The following is a 17,542-nucleotide window of genomic DNA, read 5'->3' on the forward strand; positions in this document are numbered from 1 at the left end:
CCGGAGCGTATCTCTTCGGTGAAACCGGACGGAAACATGTCCGTCGGATGAGACGACCCGATGAGACGTTCGACGAGACGGGATCGGCGAGCCGCGGAGCGGGCGAACCGAGGTCCGGTACGACGATATGCCCGAGGCTGTGGAAAAGGCTCGGTAACTGTCCGTGAGGGGATGCATCCTGGACGCATGACGGATCTCTCGGGTCTCGAAGCGGAGCTGCGCAGGGCCGTCCGGGGGAAGGTCGGCTTCGACGTCACCTCCCGGGCGCTGGTCACCATGGACGCGTCCAACTACCGGCGTGTCGCGCAGGGCGTCGTGGCGCCGAGAGACGCCGATGACGTGGCCGCCGTGCTGGAGGTGTGCCGGGTGCGCGGGGTGCCGGTGGTGGCGCGGGGCGGCGGGACGTCGATCGCGGGGCAGGCGACGGGGACGGGCGTGGTGCTGGACTTCACCCGGCACATGAACCGGGTGCTGGACCTGGACCCCGGGACGCGGACGGCCGTCGTCCAGCCGGGGCTGGTCCTGGACCGGCTCCAGGAGGCCGCCGCACCGCACGGGCTGCGCTTCGGCCCCGACCCGTCCACGCACAGCCGGTGCACGCTCGGCGGGATGATCGGCAACAACTCCTGCGGCTCGCACTCGGTGGCGTGGGGGACCACCGCGGACAGCGTGCGGGAGCTGTCGGTGGTCACCGCCCGCGGCGAGCGGCTGCGGCTCGGCCAGGGGTGGGCCGGGGCGCCGGACGGACTGCGGGAGCTGGTCGAGGGCGAGCTCGCGCGGCTGCGCACGGGCTTCCCCGAGCTGCCCCGGCGCATCTCCGGGTACGCGCTGGACGCCCTGCTGCCGGAGAAGGGCGCGGACGTCGCCCGCTCCTTCTGCGGTTCGGAGGGCACGCTCGGGGTGCTGACCGAGGCGGTCGTAGGGCTGGTCCAGGCGCCCCGTGCGCGTGCGCTCGCCGTGCTGGCGTACGCCGACGAGGGCGCGGCCGCGGAGGCGGCTGCGGGCCTGCTGCCGCACGGGCCGCTGACCGTGGAGGGCATGGCGGCCGATCTGGTGCGGTCGGCGGCCGGGCTGCCGAAGGGCGGGGCCTGGCTGTTCGTGGAGACCGGCGGCGAGACGGCGGAGGAGGCGCGCGCGCGTGCGGAGGCGATCGTGCGGGCGGCGGACGTCGTCGACGCCCTGGTCGTGACCGATCCGGCCGGGCAGCGGGCGCTGTGGCGGATCCGGGAGGACGCGAGCGGTACGGCGACGAGGATGCCGGACGGCTCGGAGGCCTGGCCCGGCTGGGAGGACTGCGCGGTGCCGCCCGACCGGCTCGGCGCGTATCTCCGCGACTTCCGCGGGCTGCTGTCGGCCCACGGCCTGCGCGGTACGCCGTACGGGCACTTCGGGGACGGCTGCATCCACGTCCGGATCGACTTCGACCTGCTGACTCCGGCCGGTGTCGGCCGCTTCCGGCGCTTCTCCGAGGAACTCGCCGAGCTGGTCGTCTCCCACGGCGGCTCGCTGTCGGGAGAGCACGGCGACGGACAGGCGCGCGCCGAGCTGCTGCCGAAGATGTACGGCGAGGAGATGGTGGCCCTGTTCGAGCGGGCCAAGCGCGTCTGGGACCCGGACGACCTGCTCAACCCCAGGATGCTGGTCCGACCGGCCCCCCTGGACGCGAACCTGCGCTTCTCCGTCCTGCCGCGCGAGCCCGTGGACGTCGCCTTCGGCTACCCGGCCGACGGCGGCGACTTCTCGGCGGCGGTCCGCCGCTGCGTGGGAGTCGCCAAGTGCCGTACGACGCAGGCGTCCGGACCGGCGGTGATGTGCCCGTCCTTCCGGGCGACGGGGCAGGAGCAGCACTCCACGCGCGGGCGTGCCCGGCTGCTGCACGAGATGCTCGCCGGCGAGCTGGTGACCGACGGCTGGCGGTCCACGGAGGTCCGCGACGCGCTCGATCTGTGCCTGTCGTGCAAGGGCTGCCGCTCGGACTGCCCGGTCGGCGTCGACATGGCCACGTACAAGGCGGAGTTCCTGCACCACCACTACGCGGGCCGGCGCCGCCCCGCCGCCCACTACTCCATGGGGTGGCTGCCGGTGTGGCTGCGCTGGGCCGCCCGCACGCGCACGGCACGGGTGGCCAACGCGCTCGCCTCGGTACGACCCCTGGCATGGGCGGCGAAACGGCTGGGCGGGATCGCACCCGAACGGAGGATCCCGCGGCTGGCGACGGAGCCGTTCACCCGGTGGTGGGAGAGGCGACGTGGCCGGAGTGCCGCGGGCGGCGGCGACGTGGTCGTCCTGTGGCCGGACACCTTCACCGAGCATCTCTCGCCCTCCGTGGGCCGGGCGGCCGTACGGGTACTTCAGGCGGCGGGCCTGCGGGTGGCGCTGCCGCCGACGGTCCACCTCAAGCGGCCGCCGGTCGGCGACGGCCGCACGGTCGCCCTCGACCCCGTCGGCCTGCTGAGGGGCCGGGGCAGGGTCTGCTGCGGGCTGACATACGTCTCCACGGGCCAGCTCGACCGCGCCCGTACGGTCATGCGCCGCACCCTCGACCTGATGGAACCGGTCCTGGAGACGGCCGCCCCGGTCGTCGTCCTGGAACCGAGCTGCGCCGCCGCCCTGCGCACCGACCTGCCGGAGCTGCTCCCCGACGACCCACGCGCCCGCCAGCTGGCCGACCGGGTGCTGACCTTCGCACAGGCCCTGGAACGCCACGCCCCCGCCTGGACCCCGCCCCGCCTGAACCGCCCTGTCGCCGGCCAGACCCACTGCCACCAGCACGCGGTCCTCGGCGACGCCGCCGAGCGCCGCCTGCGCGAGGCGGCCGGGCTCACCGGCGAGCTGGCCGGCGGCTGCTGCGGACTCGCCGGAAACTTCGGTTTCGAGCGGGGCCACTGGGAGGTTTCCACGGCCTGCGCCGAGGAACAACTGCTGCCGTCGGTACGCCGCGCCGGGGCTGGAGCGGCGATCCTGGCGGACGGCTTCTCCTGCCGCACACAGCTGGAGCAGCTGGCGGGGCTACGGGGACGGCATCTGGCGGAGGTGCTGGCCCAGGCACTGGACGAACGGGAGGAGCGGGGAGGCTGACGGTCATCGCCGGGGCCCTGGCAGGCACCGGCATCCGAGACAGCTGCAAAATGGGTTCACACGCCTGACGGAGGTCTACTACCCTGGACTCAGTAGTACATCGCGATGAACGACCAACTCCCGGGCCCAGCGCCCCCGAACCCGACCCTGGACCGCCCGTGACCACCCCCAGCGCCGCCAGCCCGTCCTCGTCGACCCCCCTCGCGCCTGCCGCCGGTGCCCAGGCGCCCGCGCCGGGAACTCCTGCGTCGCGCCGCTTCGGCTCACTCGGTCCCGTCGGGCTGGTGCTCGCCGGCGGCGTCTCGGTGCAGTTCGGTGGCGCGCTGGCGGTGACGCTGATGCCACGGGCGGGTGCGCTCGGCGTGGTGAGCCTGAGGCTGCTGGTGGCCGCGATCGTGCTGCTGCTCGTCTGCCGGCCCCGGCTGCGCGGGCACTCGCGCGCCGACTGGGGCACGGTCGTCGTCTTCGGTGTCACGATGGCCGCGATGAACGGTCTGTTCTACCAGGCCGTCGACCGCATCCCGCTCGGACCCGCGGTCACCCTGGAAGTCCTCGGCCCGCTCGCCCTGTCGGTCCTGGCCTCCCGCCGTGCGGTCAACGCGGTGTGGGCGGCACTGGCCCTGGCCGGTGTGTTCCTGCTCGGCGGCGGGGACTTCGGCAGCCTCGATCCCGCCGGGGTGGCCTTCGCGCTCGGCGCGGGTGCGATGTGGGCGGCGTACATCGTCTTCAGCGCCCGCACCGGCCGGCGCTTCCCGCAGGCCGACGGTCTGGCCCTGGCGATGGCGGTCGGCGCGGTGCTGTTCCTGCCGCTGGGGATCGCCGAGTCGGGCGCGAAGCTGGCCGACCCGACGACGTTCGGGCTGGGCGCGGCGGTGGCGCTGCTCTCCTCCGTCCTGCCCTACACCCTCGAACTGCTGGCCCTGCGCCGCCTGCCCGCCTCCACCTTCGCCGTCCTCATGAGCCTGGAACCGGCCCTCGCTGCCACAGCGGGCTTCCTCATCCTGGGCCAGTCCCTCACCTCCGCCCAGGGCCTCGCCATCACCCTGGTCATCGCGGCGAGCATGGGCGCGATACGCACGCAGGTGGGGCGAGGGAAGGGTACTTCCTGACCGGCGAGGACGACTGAGACGGTCCGGCGGGCGGGTTCCGGCTTCCGGAGTGATCCGCAGGCGCCCGCTCAGGGCGCGACCCTGGTCCTCGCGTCCGCGATCCACCCGGCCGCGTCGAAGCCGATCTCGGCAGAAACGCGTTCAGGGCCTCGCCATGGCTCCACCCAGAAATCATGCAAGCATGCTTGATTGTTTTCATGCCCGGTGCCATGCTCCCCCTCATGGCCGACCCGACGCCCGTCATCGACGACCTGCGTGTGGAGAGCGACGAACTCGACCGGCTGGTGGCCGAGTTGGAGCCGGAACTATGGACGCTCCCGACCCCCGCGCCCCGCTGGACCATCGCTCACCAGATCGCCCACCTCGCCTGGACCGACCGCTCGGCGCTGCTGGCCGTCACCGACGCGGAAGCCTTCCGGGTGTTGGTCGACAAGGCCCTCGCCGCCCCCGGCACGTTCGTCGACGAGGGCGCCGAGGAGGGCGCGCACCTGCCGCCCGCCGAGCTGCTGGCCCGCTGGCGGGAGGGCCATACGGCGCTCGGCCGGGCGCTGCGCGAGGCCCCGCCCGGCGCCCGCTTCCCCTGGTACGGCCCGCCCATGTCCACGGCCTCCATGGCCACCGCCCGTCTGATGGAGACCTGGGCGCACGGCCTGGACGTCGCCGAAGCGCTCGGCAAGGCCCGTCCCCCCACCGACCGCCTCCGGCACATCGCCCGCCTCGGCGTGCGCACCCGCGACTTCGCGTACGGCGTGCACGGACTGACCCCGCCGGCCGGCGAGTTCCGCGTCGAACTCACCTCACCCGCAGGCGAGACGTGGGCCTACGGACCCGAGGACGCCCCGCAGCGCGTCACCGGCCCCGCCCTCGACTTCTGCCTGCTGGTCACCCAGCGCGCCCACCGCGCCGACCTCGCCCTGACCGCAGCGGGCCCGGACGCCGACCGCTGGCTGGACATCGCCCAGGCCTTCGCCGGGCCGCCCGGTACCGGACGCACTCCGAAGGGGGAACCGGCGTGACGGTCCTGCGCATCGGCAACTTCTCCGGTTTCTACGGCGACCGCTTCGACGCCCTGCGCGAGATGCTCACCGGCGGCGAACTCGACGTCCTCACCGGCGACTACCTCGCCGAACTCACCCTGCTCATCCTCGGCCGGGACCGGCTGAAGGACCCCTCCGCCGGGTACGCCCGCACCTTCCCGCGCCAGCTGGAGGACTGCCTCGGCCTCGCGCACGAGCGGGGGGTGCGGATCGTCACCAACGCCGGCGGACTCAACCCGGCCGGACTCGCCGACGACATACGGCAGCTTGCACGGCGACTCGGCATACCGGTCAAGGTCGCGCACGTCGAGGGCGACGACCTCACCACGACCCACCCCGGGGCTCCCGACCCCGCTGGAGCAGAGGGGACCCCCACGGGCACCCTCGCCGCCCACGCCTACCTCGGCGGCTTCGGGATCGCCGCCTGCCTGCGCGCGGGCGCCGACATCGTCGTCACCGGGCGGGTCACCGACGCGGCCCTGGTCACCGGGCCCGCCGCCGCCCACTTCGGCTGGCAGCCGGGGGAGTACGACCGGCTCGCGGGTGCCGTCGTCGCCGGGCACGTACTGGAGTGCGGCGCCCAGGCCACCGGCGGCAACTATGCCTTCTTCACCGACCACGGCCTCGAGCGGCTGCGCCATCCCGGCTTCCCGCTCGCCGAGATCCACGCCGACGGCACCTGCGTCGTCACCAAGCACCCAGGCACCGGCGGTGTCGTCGACACCGGCACGGTGACCGCCCAGCTGCTGTACGAGACGGCCGGCGCCCGGTACGCCGGGCCCGATGTCACCACGCGGCTGGACACCGTACGGCTGCGCCAGGACGGACCCGAGCGGGTGCGCGTCGAGGGTGTGCGCGGTGAGGCTCCGCCGCCCACCCTCAAGGTCGGGCGGGGCCGCCTCGGCGGCTTCCGCAACGAGGTCACCTTCGTCCTGACCGGGCTCGACATCGAGCGCAAGGCCGAACTGGTGCGCCGGCAGATGGAGGACGCCCTCGGCGCCGCCAAGTCACGCCCGGCCGAGGTGCGCTGGGACCTGGTGCGCACCGACCGGGCCGACGCCGACTCCGAGGAGACCGCCAGCGCGCTGCTCCGCCTCGTCGTGCGCGACCGGGATCCGGAAGCCGTGGGGCGGGCGTTCAGCGGGGCCGCCGTGGAGCTGGCGCTGGCCGGATACCCCGGCTTCCACATGCTCGCACCGCCCGGGAAGGGCGCGCCCTACGGCGTCTTCGAGGCCGCCCACGTCCCACAGGACGCCGTGGAGCATCTGGCCGTCCTCCACGACGGCCGCCGTATCGCCGTGCCGCCGCCCCACGACACCCGCGCGCTCGACGACGTACCGGAGCCGCCGCTGCCGGACCCCCTTCCCGGCGGGCCCGTACGGCGTGCCCCGCTCGGGCTCGTCGCCGGGGCCCGCAGCGGCGACAAGGGCGGGGACGCCAACGTCGGTGTGTGGGCGCGGTCGGAGGACGGCTGGCGGTGGCTCGCACACGAGCTGACCGCCGACCGGTTCCGGCAGCTGATCCCCGAGAGCCGGGCGCTGCCCGTCACCCGGCACGTCCTGCCCCGTCTGCGCGCCCTCAACTTCGTCGTCGAGGGGTTCCTCGGCGAGGGCGTCGCCGCCCAGCACCGCTTCGACCCGCAGGCCAAGGCCCTCGGCGAGTGGCTGCGCTCCCGCCACCTGGACATCCCGGAGGCCCTGCTGTGACGGTCCTGTCCTCCTCCCTGGACGCCGGCTCCGCCGCGTACCGGGAAAACCGCGAGGCCATGCTCGCCAGGCTCGCCGATCTCGAAGCCGAGCACGCCAAGGCGCTCGCGGGCGGCGGCGCCAAGTACGTCGAACGGCACCGGCGACGCGGCAAACTGCTCGCCCGGGAACGCATCGAGCTGCTCCTCGACCCCGACACGCCGTTCCTGGAGCTGTCCCCGCTCGCCGCCTGGGGCAGCGACTACACCGTCGGCGCCTCGCTGGTCACCGGGATCGGGGTCGTCGAGGGCGTCGAATGCCTGATCACCGCCAACGACCCCACCGTGCGCGGCGGCGCCAGCAACCCGTGGAGCCTGAAGAAGGCCCTGCGCGCCAACGACATCGCCCTCGCCAACCGGCTGCCCTGCATCAGCCTGGTGGAGTCGGGCGGCGCGGATCTGCCGTCCCAGAAGGAGATCTTCATCCCGGGCGGCGCCATCTTCCGGGACCTGACCCGGCTGTCGGCGGCCGGCATCCCCACCGTCGCCGTCGTCTTCGGCAACTCCACCGCCGGCGGCGCCTACATCCCCGGCATGTCCGACCACGTGATCATGGTCAAGGAGCGGGCCAAGGTGTTCCTCGGCGGGCCGCCGCTGGTGAAGATGGCCACCGGTGAGGAGAGCGACGACGAGTCGCTGGGCGGCGCCGAGATGCACGCGCGCGTGTCCGGACTCGCCGACCACTTCGCCGTCGACGAGCAGGACGCCCTCAGACAGGCACGCCGCGTCGTCGCCCGCCTCAACCACCGCAAGGCCCACCCCGATCCCCCCTTCGCAGAGCCCCCGAAATATGACAACGAGGAACTTCTCGGCATCGTTCCGGGCGATCTGAAGACCCCCTTCGACCCGCGCGAGGTGATCGCCCGCATCGTCGACGCCTCCGACTTCGACGCGTTCAAACCGCTGTACGGGACCAGCCTGGTCACCGGCTGGGCGAGCCTCCACGGCTACCCCGTCGGCATCCTCGCCAACGCCCAGGGCGTGCTGTTCAGCGAGGAGTCGCAGAAGGCCGCCCAGTTCATCCAGCTCGCCAACCAGCGCGACATCCCCCTGCTGTTCCTGCACAACACCACCGGCTACATGGTCGGCCGCGCATACGAACAGGGCGGCATCATCAAGCACGGCGCCATGATGATCAACGCGGTCTCCAACTCCCGCGTTCCCCACCTCTCCGTCCTCATGGGCGCCTCCTACGGCGCCGGGCACTACGGCATGTGCGGACGGGCCTACGACCCGCGCTTCCTGTTCGCCTGGCCCAGTGCCAAGTCCGCCGTCATGGGCCCGCAGCAGCTCGCCGGCGTGCTGTCGATCGTCGCCCGGCAGTCGGCGGCGGCCAAGGGACAGCCGTACGACGACGAGGCGGACGCGGCGCTGCGCGCCATGGTCGAGCAGCAGATCGAGTCCGAGTCACTGCCGATGTTCCTGTCCGGCCGGCTGTACGACGACGGCGTCATCGACCCGCGCGACACCCGCACCGTCCTCGGCATCTGCCTCTCGGCCATCCACACCGCCCCCTACGAGGGCGCGCGCGGCGGCTTCGGCGTCTTCCGGATGTGAGGTCCATGATCCAGACACTGCTCGTCGCCAACCGGGGCGAGATCGCCTGCCGGGTCTTCCGCACCTGCCGCGAGGCGGGCATCCGCACCGTCGCCGTGCACTCGGACGCCGACGCGAACGCCCTCCACGCGCGCGTGGCCGACGCCGCCGTACGCCTGCCGGGCGCCACGCCCGCCGAGACGTACCTGCGCGCCGACCTGATCGTGAAGGCGGCGCTCGGGGCCGGCGCCGACGCCGTGCACCCCGGCTACGGCTTCCTGTCCGAGAACGCCGGCTTCGCACGCGCCGTCCTCGACGCCGGCCTGATCTGGATCGGCCCGCCACCCGACGCCATCGAGGCGATGGCGTCCAAGACCCGCGCCAAGGCACTGATGGGCCTCGCACCCCTCGACGAGGCCGACATCACCGCGGCCGACCTGCCGGTGCTCGTGAAGGCCGCCGCAGGCGGCGGAGGGCGCGGGATGCGGATCGTGCGCCGTCTGAAGGAGCTGCCGGCCGCGCTGGAGAGCGCGCGCGCCGAGGCCGCGAGCGCATTCGGCGACGGCGAGGTGTTCATCGAGCCCTACGTCGAGGGCGGCCGCCATGTCGAGGTGCAGATCCTCGCCGACGCCCACGGCACCGTCTGGCCGCTCGGCACCCGCGACTGCTCCCTCCAGCGCCGCCACCAGAAGGTCATCGAGGAAGCCCCCGCACCCGGACTCTCCGACGGGCTCACGCAAGAGCTGTACACGCTGGCCGTACGCGCCGCGCGCGCCGTCTCCTACGTCGGCGCCGGCACCGTCGAGTTCCTGGTCGAGGGCGACCGCGCGCACTTCCTGGAGATGAACACCCGCCTCCAGGTCGAACACCCCGTCACCGAGGCCGTGTTCGGCCTCGACCTGGTCGCCGAACAGATCCGCGTCGCAGAAGGCCGGGCCCTCGACACCACACCCCCACGCGCGCGCGGCCACGCGATCGAGGCCCGCCTGTACGCCGAGGACCCGGCCCACGACTGGGCCCCGCAGACCGGCACCCTGCACCGCCTCGCCCTGCCGCCCGGCGTCCGCCTCGACACCGGCTACGGCGACGGCGACACCGTCGGCGTCCACTACGACCCGATGCTCGCCAAGGCCGTCGCCCACGCCCCCACGCGCGCGGAGGCCATCCGCAGACTCGCCGGCGCGCTCGAGACCGCCGTGATCCACGGCCCCGTCACCAACCGCGACCTGCTGGTGCGCTCCCTGCGGCACGAGGAGTTCACCCGGGCCCGCATGGACACCGGCTTCTACGACCGTCACCTCGCAGGCCTCACCTCACCGGCCCCCGACCCGTACGCCCCTCTTGCCGCCGCCCTCGCCGACGCCCACGGCCGCTCCCGCTTCGGCGGCTGGCGCAACGTCCCCTCCCGGCCGCAGACCAAGCGCTACCTGATCGCGGGGGAGGAGCACGAGGTCCACTACCGGCACACCCGCCAGGGACTCACGGCCGACGGGGTACGGGTCGTACAGGCCGACGCGCGCCGGGTCGTCCTCGAAGCGGACGGCGTGCAGCGCCGCTTCGACATCGCCCGGTACGGCGACCAGGTGTACGTCAACACCACCCGCCTCACCGCCCTGCCCCGCTTCCCCGACCCGGCCGCCCAGCTCGCCCCCGGCTCCCTGCTCGCCCCGATGCCGGGCACGGTCGTACGCGTCGCCGAGGACCTGACGGAAGGGGCCTCCGTCCGGGCCGGACAGCCCCTGATCTGGCTGGAGGCCATGAAGATGCAGCACCAGATCTCGGCACCGGTCAGCGGGACGCTCAGCGCCCTGCACGTCAAGCCCGGGCAGCAGGTGGAGCCGGGCACGGTGCTCGCCGTAGTGCAGGAAAGCCCTTCTCGACAAGCCTCTTCCTAGGAGCCCCATGACCGCCGTCATCGAATCCGAAGAGCACAAGGCCCTCCGATCCGCCGTCGCCGCCCTCGGCAAGCGCTACGGCCGCGACTACCTCACCCGCACCGTCGCCGACGGCAAACCCCCCACCGAACTCTGGACCGAGGCAGGCAAACTCGGCTACCTCGGCGTCAACCTCCCGGAGGAGCACGGAGGCGGAGGCGGCGGCATCACCGAACTCTCCATAGTCCTCGAAGAGCTGGGCGCCTCGGGCTCCCCCCTCCTCATGCTCATCGTCTCGCCCGCCATCTGCGGCACCGTGATCTCCCGCTTCGGCACCGAGGCCCAGAAGCGGCAGTGGCTCCCCGGACTCGCCGACGGCACCCGCCTCATGGCCTTCGGCATCACCGAACCCGACGCCGGCTCCAACTCCCACCGCATCACCACCACCGCCCGCCGCGACGGCGCCGACTGGCTGCTCACCGGCCGCAAGGTGTTCATCTCCGGCGTGGACATCGCCGACGCCGTACTGATCGTCGGCCGCACCGAGGACGCCCGCACCGGCCGCCTGAAGCCCTGCCTGTTCATCGTGCCGACCGACGCCGACGGCTTCCAGAAGCGGCCCATCGACATGGAACTCAACGCCGCCGAAAAACAGTTCGAACTGGTCCTGGACGACGTACGGCTCCCCGCGGACGCGCTCGTCGGCGACGAGGACGCGGGCCTCCTCCAGCTGTTCGCCGGGCTCAACCCCGAGCGGATCATGACCGCCGCCTTCGCGATCGGCATGGGCCGCTACGCACTCGCCAAGGCCGTCGAATACGCCCGCGACCGCACCGTCTGGAAAACCCCCATCGGCGCCCACCAGGCCATCGCCCACCCCCTCGCCCAGGCCCACATCGACCTCGAACTCGCCCGGCTGATGATGCAGAAAGCGGCCCACCTCTACGACACCGGCGACGACATCGGCGCCGGCGAGGCCGCCAACATGGCCAAGTACGCGGCCGGAGAGGCCTGCGTGAAGGCCGTCGACCAGGCCGTGCACACCCTCGGCGGCAACGGACTCACCCGCGAGTTCGGGCTCGCCTCACTGATAACGGCCGCACGCGTGTCTCGTATCGCTCCGGTGAGCCGGGAGATGATTCTCAACTACGTCTCCCACCAGACCCTCGGTCTGCCCAAGTCGTACTGAGCCGCAGCCGCTTGGAGGAACCGTGTTCCGCAGCGAGTACGCAGACGTCTCCCCCGTCGAACTCCCCATCCACGACGCCGTCCTGGGCCGGGCCGCCGAGTTCGGCGACCAGCCCGCACTGATCGACGGCACCGACGGCACCACCCTCACGTACGAGCAGCTGGACCGGTTCCACCGGCGCCTGGCCGCCGCGCTCGCCGACACCGGCGTCCGCAAGGGCGACGTCCTCGCCCTGCACAGCCCCAACACCATCGCCTTCCCGGCCGCCTTCTACGCGGCCACCCGCGCGGGCGCCTCCGTCACCACCGTGCACCCGCTCGCCACCCCCGAGGAGTTCGCCAAACAACTGCGCGACAGCGCCGCCCGCTGGATCGTCACCGTCTCCCCGCTGCTGGACTCCGCCCGCCGCGCCGCCGAACTCGCCGGCGGCATACGGGAGATCCTCGTCTGCGACAGCGCACCCGGACACCGGTCGCTCATCGACATGCTCGGCTCCACCGCACCCGAACCGCACATCGACCTCGACCCCGCCGAGGACATCGCCGCACTGCCGTACTCCTCCGGCACCACCGGCACCCCCAAAGGCGTCATGCTCACCCACCGGCAGATCGCCACCAACCTCGCCCAGCTCGAACCGGCCATCACCACCGGCCCCGGCGACCGCATCCTCGCCGTCCTGCCGTTCTTCCACATCTACGGCCTCACCGCCCTGATGAACGCCCCCCTGCGCAAGGGCGCCACCGTCGTCGTCCTGCCCCGCTTCGACCTGGAGACCTTCCTCGCCGCCATCGAGACCCACCGCATCACCGGCCTCTACGTCGCCCCGCCGATCGTCCTCGCCCTCGCCAAACACCCCGCGGTCGCCCGCTACGACCTGTCCTCCCTCACCTACGTCATCAGCGCCGCCGCCCCGCTCGACGCCACCCTCGCGCGCGCCTGCTCCCAGCGGCTCCGCCTGCCCCCGATCGGCCAGGCCTACGGCATGACGGAACTGTCCCCGGGCACCCACGTCGTCCCCCTCGACCGGCTGCACGACGCCCCCGCCGGCACCGTCGGCAGGCTCATCGCCGGCACCGAGATGCGGATCGTCTCCCTCGACGACCCCGACAAGGACCTCGGCACCGGCGAGTCCGGCGAGATCCTGATCCGCGGCCCCCAGATCATGAAGGGCTACCTCGGCCGACCCGACGCCACCGCCCAGCTGATCGACACCGACGGCTGGCTGCACACCGGAGACGTCGGACACGTCGACGAGGACGGCTGGCTCTTCGTCGTCGACCGCGTCAAGGAACTCATCAAGTACAAGGGCTTCCAGGTGGCCCCCGCCGAACTGGAAGCCCAACTGCTCACCCACCCCGGCATCGCCGACGCCGCCGTCATCGGCGCCTACAACGAGGACGGCAACGAGATCCCGCACGCCTTCGTCGTCCGCCAGCCCACCGCCGACGGCCTCGACGAGAACGAGATCATGCTGTACGTCGCCGAACGCGTCGCCCCCTACAAACGCATACGCCAGGTCACCTTCATCGACACCGTCCCCCGCGCCGCCTCCGGCAAGATCCTGCGCCGCGAACTCAGGGAGCTGCCATGACACAGGCCCTGCGCCGCAACCCCGGGGAGCTGTCGTGACCCTGATCAGCCGTACGCGCGCGCGTGCCGTCGAAACCCTCAGCCTCGACGCCACCGACACCCGCAACGCCCTCTCCGCCGCCCTCGTCTCCGACCTCGCCGACGCCCTCACCGACTGCGGCAAGGACCCCGACGTACGCGCCGTGGTCCTCACCCACACCGGCACCACCTTCAGCGCCGGAGCCGACCTGCGCGACCCACCCCACCCGGACGCACTGGTGGGACTCCTGCGGCAGATCGTCGAACTGCCCAAGCCCGTGATCGCCCGCGTCACCGGACACGTCCGCGCCGGCGGCCTCGGCCTCCTCGCCGCCTGCGACATCGCCGCCGCCTCCACCACGGCCACCTTCGCCTTCACCGAGGTACGCATCGGCGTCGCACCGGCCGTGATCTCCCTGCCCCTCCTGCCGCGCACCGACCCCCGCGCCCTGGCCCGCTACTACCTCACCGGCGAACGCTTCGACCCGTCCGAAGCCGTACGCCTCGGCCTGCTCACCACGACCGCGGACGACGTCGACGACGCCCTCACCCCCATCCTCGACGGCCTGCGCCGCTCCTCCCCCCAAGCCCTGACCGAGACGAAACGGCTGCTCACGGCTAGGGTGCTGGAGACGTTCGACCGGGACGCGGCCGACCTGACCGCGCTCTCGGCCCGGCTGTTCACCTCCCCCCAGGCCCGGGAGGGGATGACGGCCTTCCTGGAAAGACGGGATGCGGCATGGGTGGTGTGAGTACGGCGGAACGCGACCGCGTACCCAAGCAGGACCGCAGCCGGGCCACCCGGCAGCGACTCCTCGAGGCCGCCGTCGCCTGCCTCGCCGAACACGGCTGGGCGGGCTCCACGGTGTCCGCCGTCGCCGAACGCGCGGGCGTCTCCCGCGGCGCCGCACAACACCACTTCCCCACCCGCGAGGACCTCTTCACCGCCGCCGTCGAATACGTCGCCGAGGAACGCTCCACCGCCACCCGCGCCCTCTTCCCCGAGGGCGCGTCCGGCGACCGGCGCGCCGTCGTCCGCGCCCTCGTCGACCTCTACACCGGCCCCCTCTTCCGCGCCGCCCTCCACCTGTGGGTCGCCGCCTCCAACGAGGACCAGCTCCGCGCCCGCGTCACCGAACTGGAAGCCCGCGTCGGCCGCGAGACCCACCGCATCGCCGTGGAACTGCTCGGCGCCGACGAATCCCGCCCCGGCACCCGCGAAACCGTCCAGGGCTTCCTCGACATGGCCCGCGGCCTGGGCCTCGCCAACCTCCTCACCGACGACACCGCCCGCCGCGAACGCGTCGTCACCCAGTGGGCGGCACTACTGGACCAGACCCTGGCCTGAGCCGCGGGGACGCACGCGAGGACGGCACAGGGGAGGACGGCGCACGGGACGGGCCCGCACGCCACCGGAGCCTCCGCACGCGGACCCGTCAGCACACGCTTCCGTCAGTGCGCGATCTCGTCGTACCCCGTGATCTCACGCGGGCTGCGCGGACCCGGACCGATGTAGCGGGCGGAAGGACGCACCAGACGGCCGGTGCGCTTCTGCTCCAGAATGTGCGCCGACCAGCCCGCCGTACGCGCACAGGTGAACATCGACGTGAACATGTGCGCCGGAACCTGGGCGAAGTCCAGCATGATCGCCGCCCAGAACTCCACGTTCGTCGCCAGCACCCGGTCCGGACGACGATTGTGCAGCTCCTCCAGAGCCGCCTTCTCCAGCGCCTCGGCGACCTCGAACCGCGGAGCACCCAGCTCCCGCGCCGTACGACGCAGCACCCGCGCACGCGGGTCCTCCGCCCGGTACACCCGGTGACCGAAACCCATCAGCCGCTCACCACGGTCCAGCGCCCGCCGCACATACCCCTCGGCATCCCCCGTCCGCTCGATCTCCTCGATCATGCCGAGCACCCGGGACGGCGCACCGCCGTGCAGCGGACCGGACATCGCGCCCACCGCACCCGACAGGGCGGCCGCCACATCCGCGCCCGTGGAAGCGATCACCCGGGCCGTGAACGTGGACGCGTTCATACCGTGCTCGGCAGCGGACGACCAGTACGCGTCCACGGCCGCCACGTGCTTGGGGTCCGGCTCACCCCGCCAGCGGATCATGAACCGCTCGGTGATGGTGCTCGCCTTGTCGATCTCCCGCTGCGGCACCATCGGCAGACCCTGCCCGCGCGCCGACTGGGCGACGTACGACAACGCCATCACCGCCGCCCGCGCCAGGTCCTCCCGGGCCTGCTCGGCATCGATGTCCAGCAGCGGTTTCAGCCCCCACACCGGGGCGAGCATCGCCAGCGCCGACTGCACGTCCACGCGGATGTCACCCGAGTGCACCGGGATCGGGAACGGCTCGGCCGGCGGCAGACCGGGGTTGAAGGCGCCGTCGACGAGCAGCCCCCACACATTGCCGAAGGAGACATGACCGACGAGATCCTCGATGTCGACGCCCCGGTACCGGAGGGCGCCGCCCTCCTTGTCCGGTTCGGCGATCTCCGTCTCGAACGCGACGACTCCCTCGAGCCCGGGTACGAAGTCGGACATCAGGCGGCTCCTCGTGGTCTGTGCGACAGATGGTGCGACGGGGGAACGACGACCAGGTGTCGGATGTCGGAGATGTCAGCAGCAGGCGGTTTTCAGAGGGGGCGACCGCGGGGTCCGGACGGCTCACCGAACTCCGCCGGACTCCTCGGACTCCGTCGGACTCCTCGGACTCCCTCGGACTTCCTCAGGCTCCTCGGGTACTGCCGCCCGTACGGATCCGCGGTCGTGTCCACCGACTCGCGGTCCGGGACGGTACCCCTGTCATGCCCCGTGCGGTCGCGGCTCACCCAACCGGCACGGCACCAGCACGATAACCCCGGGTGCCACGGAAGGGGAGACTGTCCGGCACTCAGTGCCACGCAGTGACGAAGGACACCCCCGCCGGACGGACGCCACCGATACGGCAAGATGACCGCGTGACCGACCAAGAAGCCGGAGAGACCGCGCCCTTCGACCTCGCCGCCATGCGCATGCACTACCGGGCCGAAGGCCTGGACGAGGCCGACCTGGCCGACACACCGGTGGAACAGTTCGCCCACTGGTTCCAGCAGGCCGCCGCCGAGGCCCACCTGTTCGAACCCAACGCCATGGTCGTCTCCACCGCCGACGCCCAGGGCCGCCCCAGCTCCCGCACGGTCCTGCTGAAGGCCTTCGACGAGCAGGGCTTCGTCTTCTACACCAACTACGGCTCCCGCAAGGCCCGCGACCTCGCCGAGAACCCCCACGTCTCCCTGCTCTTCCCCTGGCACCCCATGGCCCGCCAGGTCATCGTCCAGGGCACCGCCCACCGCACCGGCCGCGACGAGACCGCCGCCTACTTCCGCACCCGCCCCCACGGCTCCCAGCTCGGCGCCTGGGCCAGCGCCCAGTCCACGGTCATCGCCACCCGCGACATCGTCGACACGCAGTACGCCGAACTCGCCGCCCGCTACCCCGAGGGCGAACAGGTCCCCGTCCCACCCCACTGGGGCGGCTTCCGTGTCGTCCCTCACTCGGTCGAGTTCTGGCAGGGCCGCGAGAACCGCCTCCACGACCGCCTCCGCTACACCACCCGACCGGACGGCACCTGGCACGTGGAACGCCTGAGCCCCTGAGGGGGGTCTTCGAGAGGCCCGCGAACGCAGACGACCCGCGAGCTGGGTCCCCCCGCCTGACGGCGGGGAAGCCGGCCGGACGTACCGGCAGCTCGCGGGTCGGGTGACTGCTTGGGATTGGGCCGGCTGCACGCGTCTCTCACGCGCTGGTCCGGCACCGCACTGGGTGGGGTGACGGGCCGCTAGCCCGCAGCCACCTCGCGTGTCCGGGATTCACTCATGTACCCGATCACCTCCTTTCGGCGTAGGCCACACTCTAGGAACCGATCCGGCGTCCATCAACATGTTTTTCTCCACGCTGACGTCCCTGCTTCCAGCCGACTGCTGTACCGGTATCCGTCACCCCGCTGCACAAGCCGTAGATTCCAGTGGGAGACGTTGTTCGATGGAGATCAGTCCGCGCCGGACGACGACGGTGGTGCCGTCTTCCCTGGTCTCCTTCTTCTCGTCGGTGAGGACGAGGCCGGTGCCCTTGGAGCCGGGATCGATGCGTAGCTGGACGCCGTCGACTTCCGACTCGGCGAGTGTGCGGTCCTTGAGCCGGATGGTGAAGGGGACCTGCCGGGCGACCACGGCCCGTCCCTTGCCCAGGAGCTCCCGGGCGCGGGCGGGGTGGCAGGGCATGAGCGGCCGCCCGTCTCTGGACAGCACGAACACCCTGCTCGCTCCGGCTCCGCCCTGGTACGTCCTGCCGTGTGCGGAGACGTCACCGTCTCCCTC

13 protein-coding genes are annotated in these 17,542 nt (G+C 72.5%); 11 read left to right on the plus strand and 2 right to left on the minus strand.

What is annotated here, in order from left to right; all coding sequences use genetic code 11:
* Nucleotides 1-186 precede the first annotated feature (186 nt).
* The 10 genes from IE318_RS15880 to IE318_RS15925 all read left to right on the plus strand — a co-directional run bounded on the left by IE318_RS15880 (nt 187) and on the right by IE318_RS15925 (nt 14,523).
* The gene (locus tag IE318_RS15880; RefSeq protein ID WP_189900827.1) at nt 187-3,078 is read left to right on the plus strand and encodes an FAD-binding and (Fe-S)-binding domain-containing protein; all 2,892 of its coding nucleotides are present in this window, start codon (nt 187-189) and stop codon (nt 3,076-3,078) included.
* 158 nt (nt 3,079-3,236) lie between these two features.
* Nucleotides 3,237-4,187 (plus strand): EamA family transporter, encoded by a 951-nt coding sequence (locus tag IE318_RS15885; protein WP_189900829.1) that lies wholly within the window; start codon nt 3,237-3,239, stop codon nt 4,185-4,187.
* Between the two features lie 221 nt (nt 4,188-4,408).
* Nucleotides 4,409-5,203, plus strand: a complete 795-nt coding sequence (locus tag IE318_RS15890) for a TIGR03084 family metal-binding protein (RefSeq protein WP_189900831.1) — start codon at nt 4,409-4,411, stop codon at nt 5,201-5,203.
* Nucleotides 5,200-6,930 (plus strand): acyclic terpene utilization AtuA family protein, encoded by a 1,731-nt coding sequence (locus IE318_RS15895; protein WP_189900834.1) that lies wholly within the window; start codon nt 5,200-5,202, stop codon nt 6,928-6,930. Before IE318_RS15890 ends, IE318_RS15895 begins: the two co-directional genes overlap by 4 nt.
* Nucleotides 6,927-8,525, plus strand: a complete 1,599-nt coding sequence (locus tag IE318_RS15900; RefSeq protein ID WP_189900836.1) for an acyl-CoA carboxylase subunit beta — start codon at nt 6,927-6,929, stop codon at nt 8,523-8,525. Before IE318_RS15895 ends, IE318_RS15900 begins: the two co-directional genes overlap by 4 nt.
* Nucleotides 8,526-8,530: 5 nt before the next feature.
* Entirely contained in the window at nt 8,531-10,399 is a 1,869-nt protein-coding gene (locus IE318_RS15905; RefSeq protein ID WP_189900838.1) for an acetyl/propionyl/methylcrotonyl-CoA carboxylase subunit alpha, read from the plus strand.
* A 7-nt stretch (nt 10,400-10,406) separates the two neighbouring features.
* Entirely contained in the window at nt 10,407-11,567 is a 1,161-nt protein-coding gene (locus IE318_RS15910; protein WP_189900840.1) for an acyl-CoA dehydrogenase family protein, read from the plus strand.
* 22 nt (nt 11,568-11,589) lie between these two features.
* Entirely contained in the window at nt 11,590-13,158 is a 1,569-nt protein-coding gene (locus IE318_RS15915) for a 4-coumarate--CoA ligase family protein (protein ID WP_189900842.1), read from the plus strand.
* A 34-nt stretch (nt 13,159-13,192) separates the two neighbouring features.
* On the plus strand, nt 13,193-13,927 hold the full coding sequence (locus IE318_RS15920) for an enoyl-CoA hydratase family protein (protein ID WP_189900844.1): 735 nt from the start codon (nt 13,193-13,195) through the stop codon (nt 13,925-13,927).
* Entirely contained in the window at nt 13,915-14,523 is a 609-nt protein-coding gene (locus IE318_RS15925) for a TetR/AcrR family transcriptional regulator (RefSeq protein ID WP_189900846.1), read from the plus strand. Before IE318_RS15920 ends, IE318_RS15925 begins: the two co-directional genes overlap by 13 nt.
* A gap of 104 nt (nt 14,524-14,627) precedes the next feature.
* Here the strand turns inward: IE318_RS15925 and IE318_RS15930 are convergent, their stop codons facing one another.
* Nucleotides 14,628-15,728 carry a citrate synthase 2 gene (locus tag IE318_RS15930; protein ID WP_189900849.1) on the minus strand — a complete coding sequence of 367 codons (1,101 nt, stop codon included), beginning with the start codon at nt 15,726-15,728 and terminating at the stop codon, nt 14,628-14,630.
* 464 nt (nt 15,729-16,192) lie between these two features.
* Between IE318_RS15930 and pdxH the strand changes: the two genes are divergently transcribed.
* Complete coding sequence (gene pdxH, locus IE318_RS15935; protein WP_373311189.1) at nt 16,193-16,822, plus strand: pyridoxamine 5'-phosphate oxidase; 630 nt, start codon at nt 16,193-16,195, stop codon at nt 16,820-16,822.
* Between the two features lie 339 nt (nt 16,823-17,161).
* Here pdxH and IE318_RS15940 read toward each other — a convergent pair whose 3' ends face one another.
* A complete protein-coding gene (locus IE318_RS15940; protein ID WP_229903536.1) occupies nt 17,162-17,473 on the minus strand; it encodes an RRXRR domain-containing protein in 312 nt (103 codons plus the stop codon).
* Nucleotides 17,474-17,542: the final 69 nt, after the last annotated feature.

The organism is Streptomyces spiralis (genome assembly GCF_014654675.1).
GTDB lineage: Bacteria > Actinomycetota > Actinomycetes > Streptomycetales > Streptomycetaceae > Streptomyces > Streptomyces spiralis.

Bases quoted from the DNA above. Each gene is read 5' to 3' on its own strand.
- IE318_RS15930 (WP_189900849.1), bottom strand. From the start codon at position 15,728: ATGTCCGACTTCGTACCCGGGCTCGAGGGAGTCGTCGCGTTCGAGACG.
- IE318_RS15890 (WP_189900831.1), top strand. From the start codon at position 4,409: ATGGCCGACCCGACGCCCGTCATCGACGACCTGCGTGTGGAGAGCGAC.
- IE318_RS15880 (WP_189900827.1), top strand. From the start codon at position 187: ATGACGGATCTCTCGGGTCTCGAAGCGGAGCTGCGCAGGGCCGTCCGG.
- IE318_RS15905 (WP_189900838.1), top strand. From the start codon at position 8,531: ATGATCCAGACACTGCTCGTCGCCAACCGGGGCGAGATCGCCTGCCGG.
- IE318_RS15910 (WP_189900840.1), top strand. From the start codon at position 10,407: ATGACCGCCGTCATCGAATCCGAAGAGCACAAGGCCCTCCGATCCGCC.
- pdxH (WP_373311189.1), top strand. From the start codon at position 16,193: ATGCGCATGCACTACCGGGCCGAAGGCCTGGACGAGGCCGACCTGGCC.
- IE318_RS15925 (WP_189900846.1), top strand. From the start codon at position 13,915: ATGGGTGGTGTGAGTACGGCGGAACGCGACCGCGTACCCAAGCAGGAC.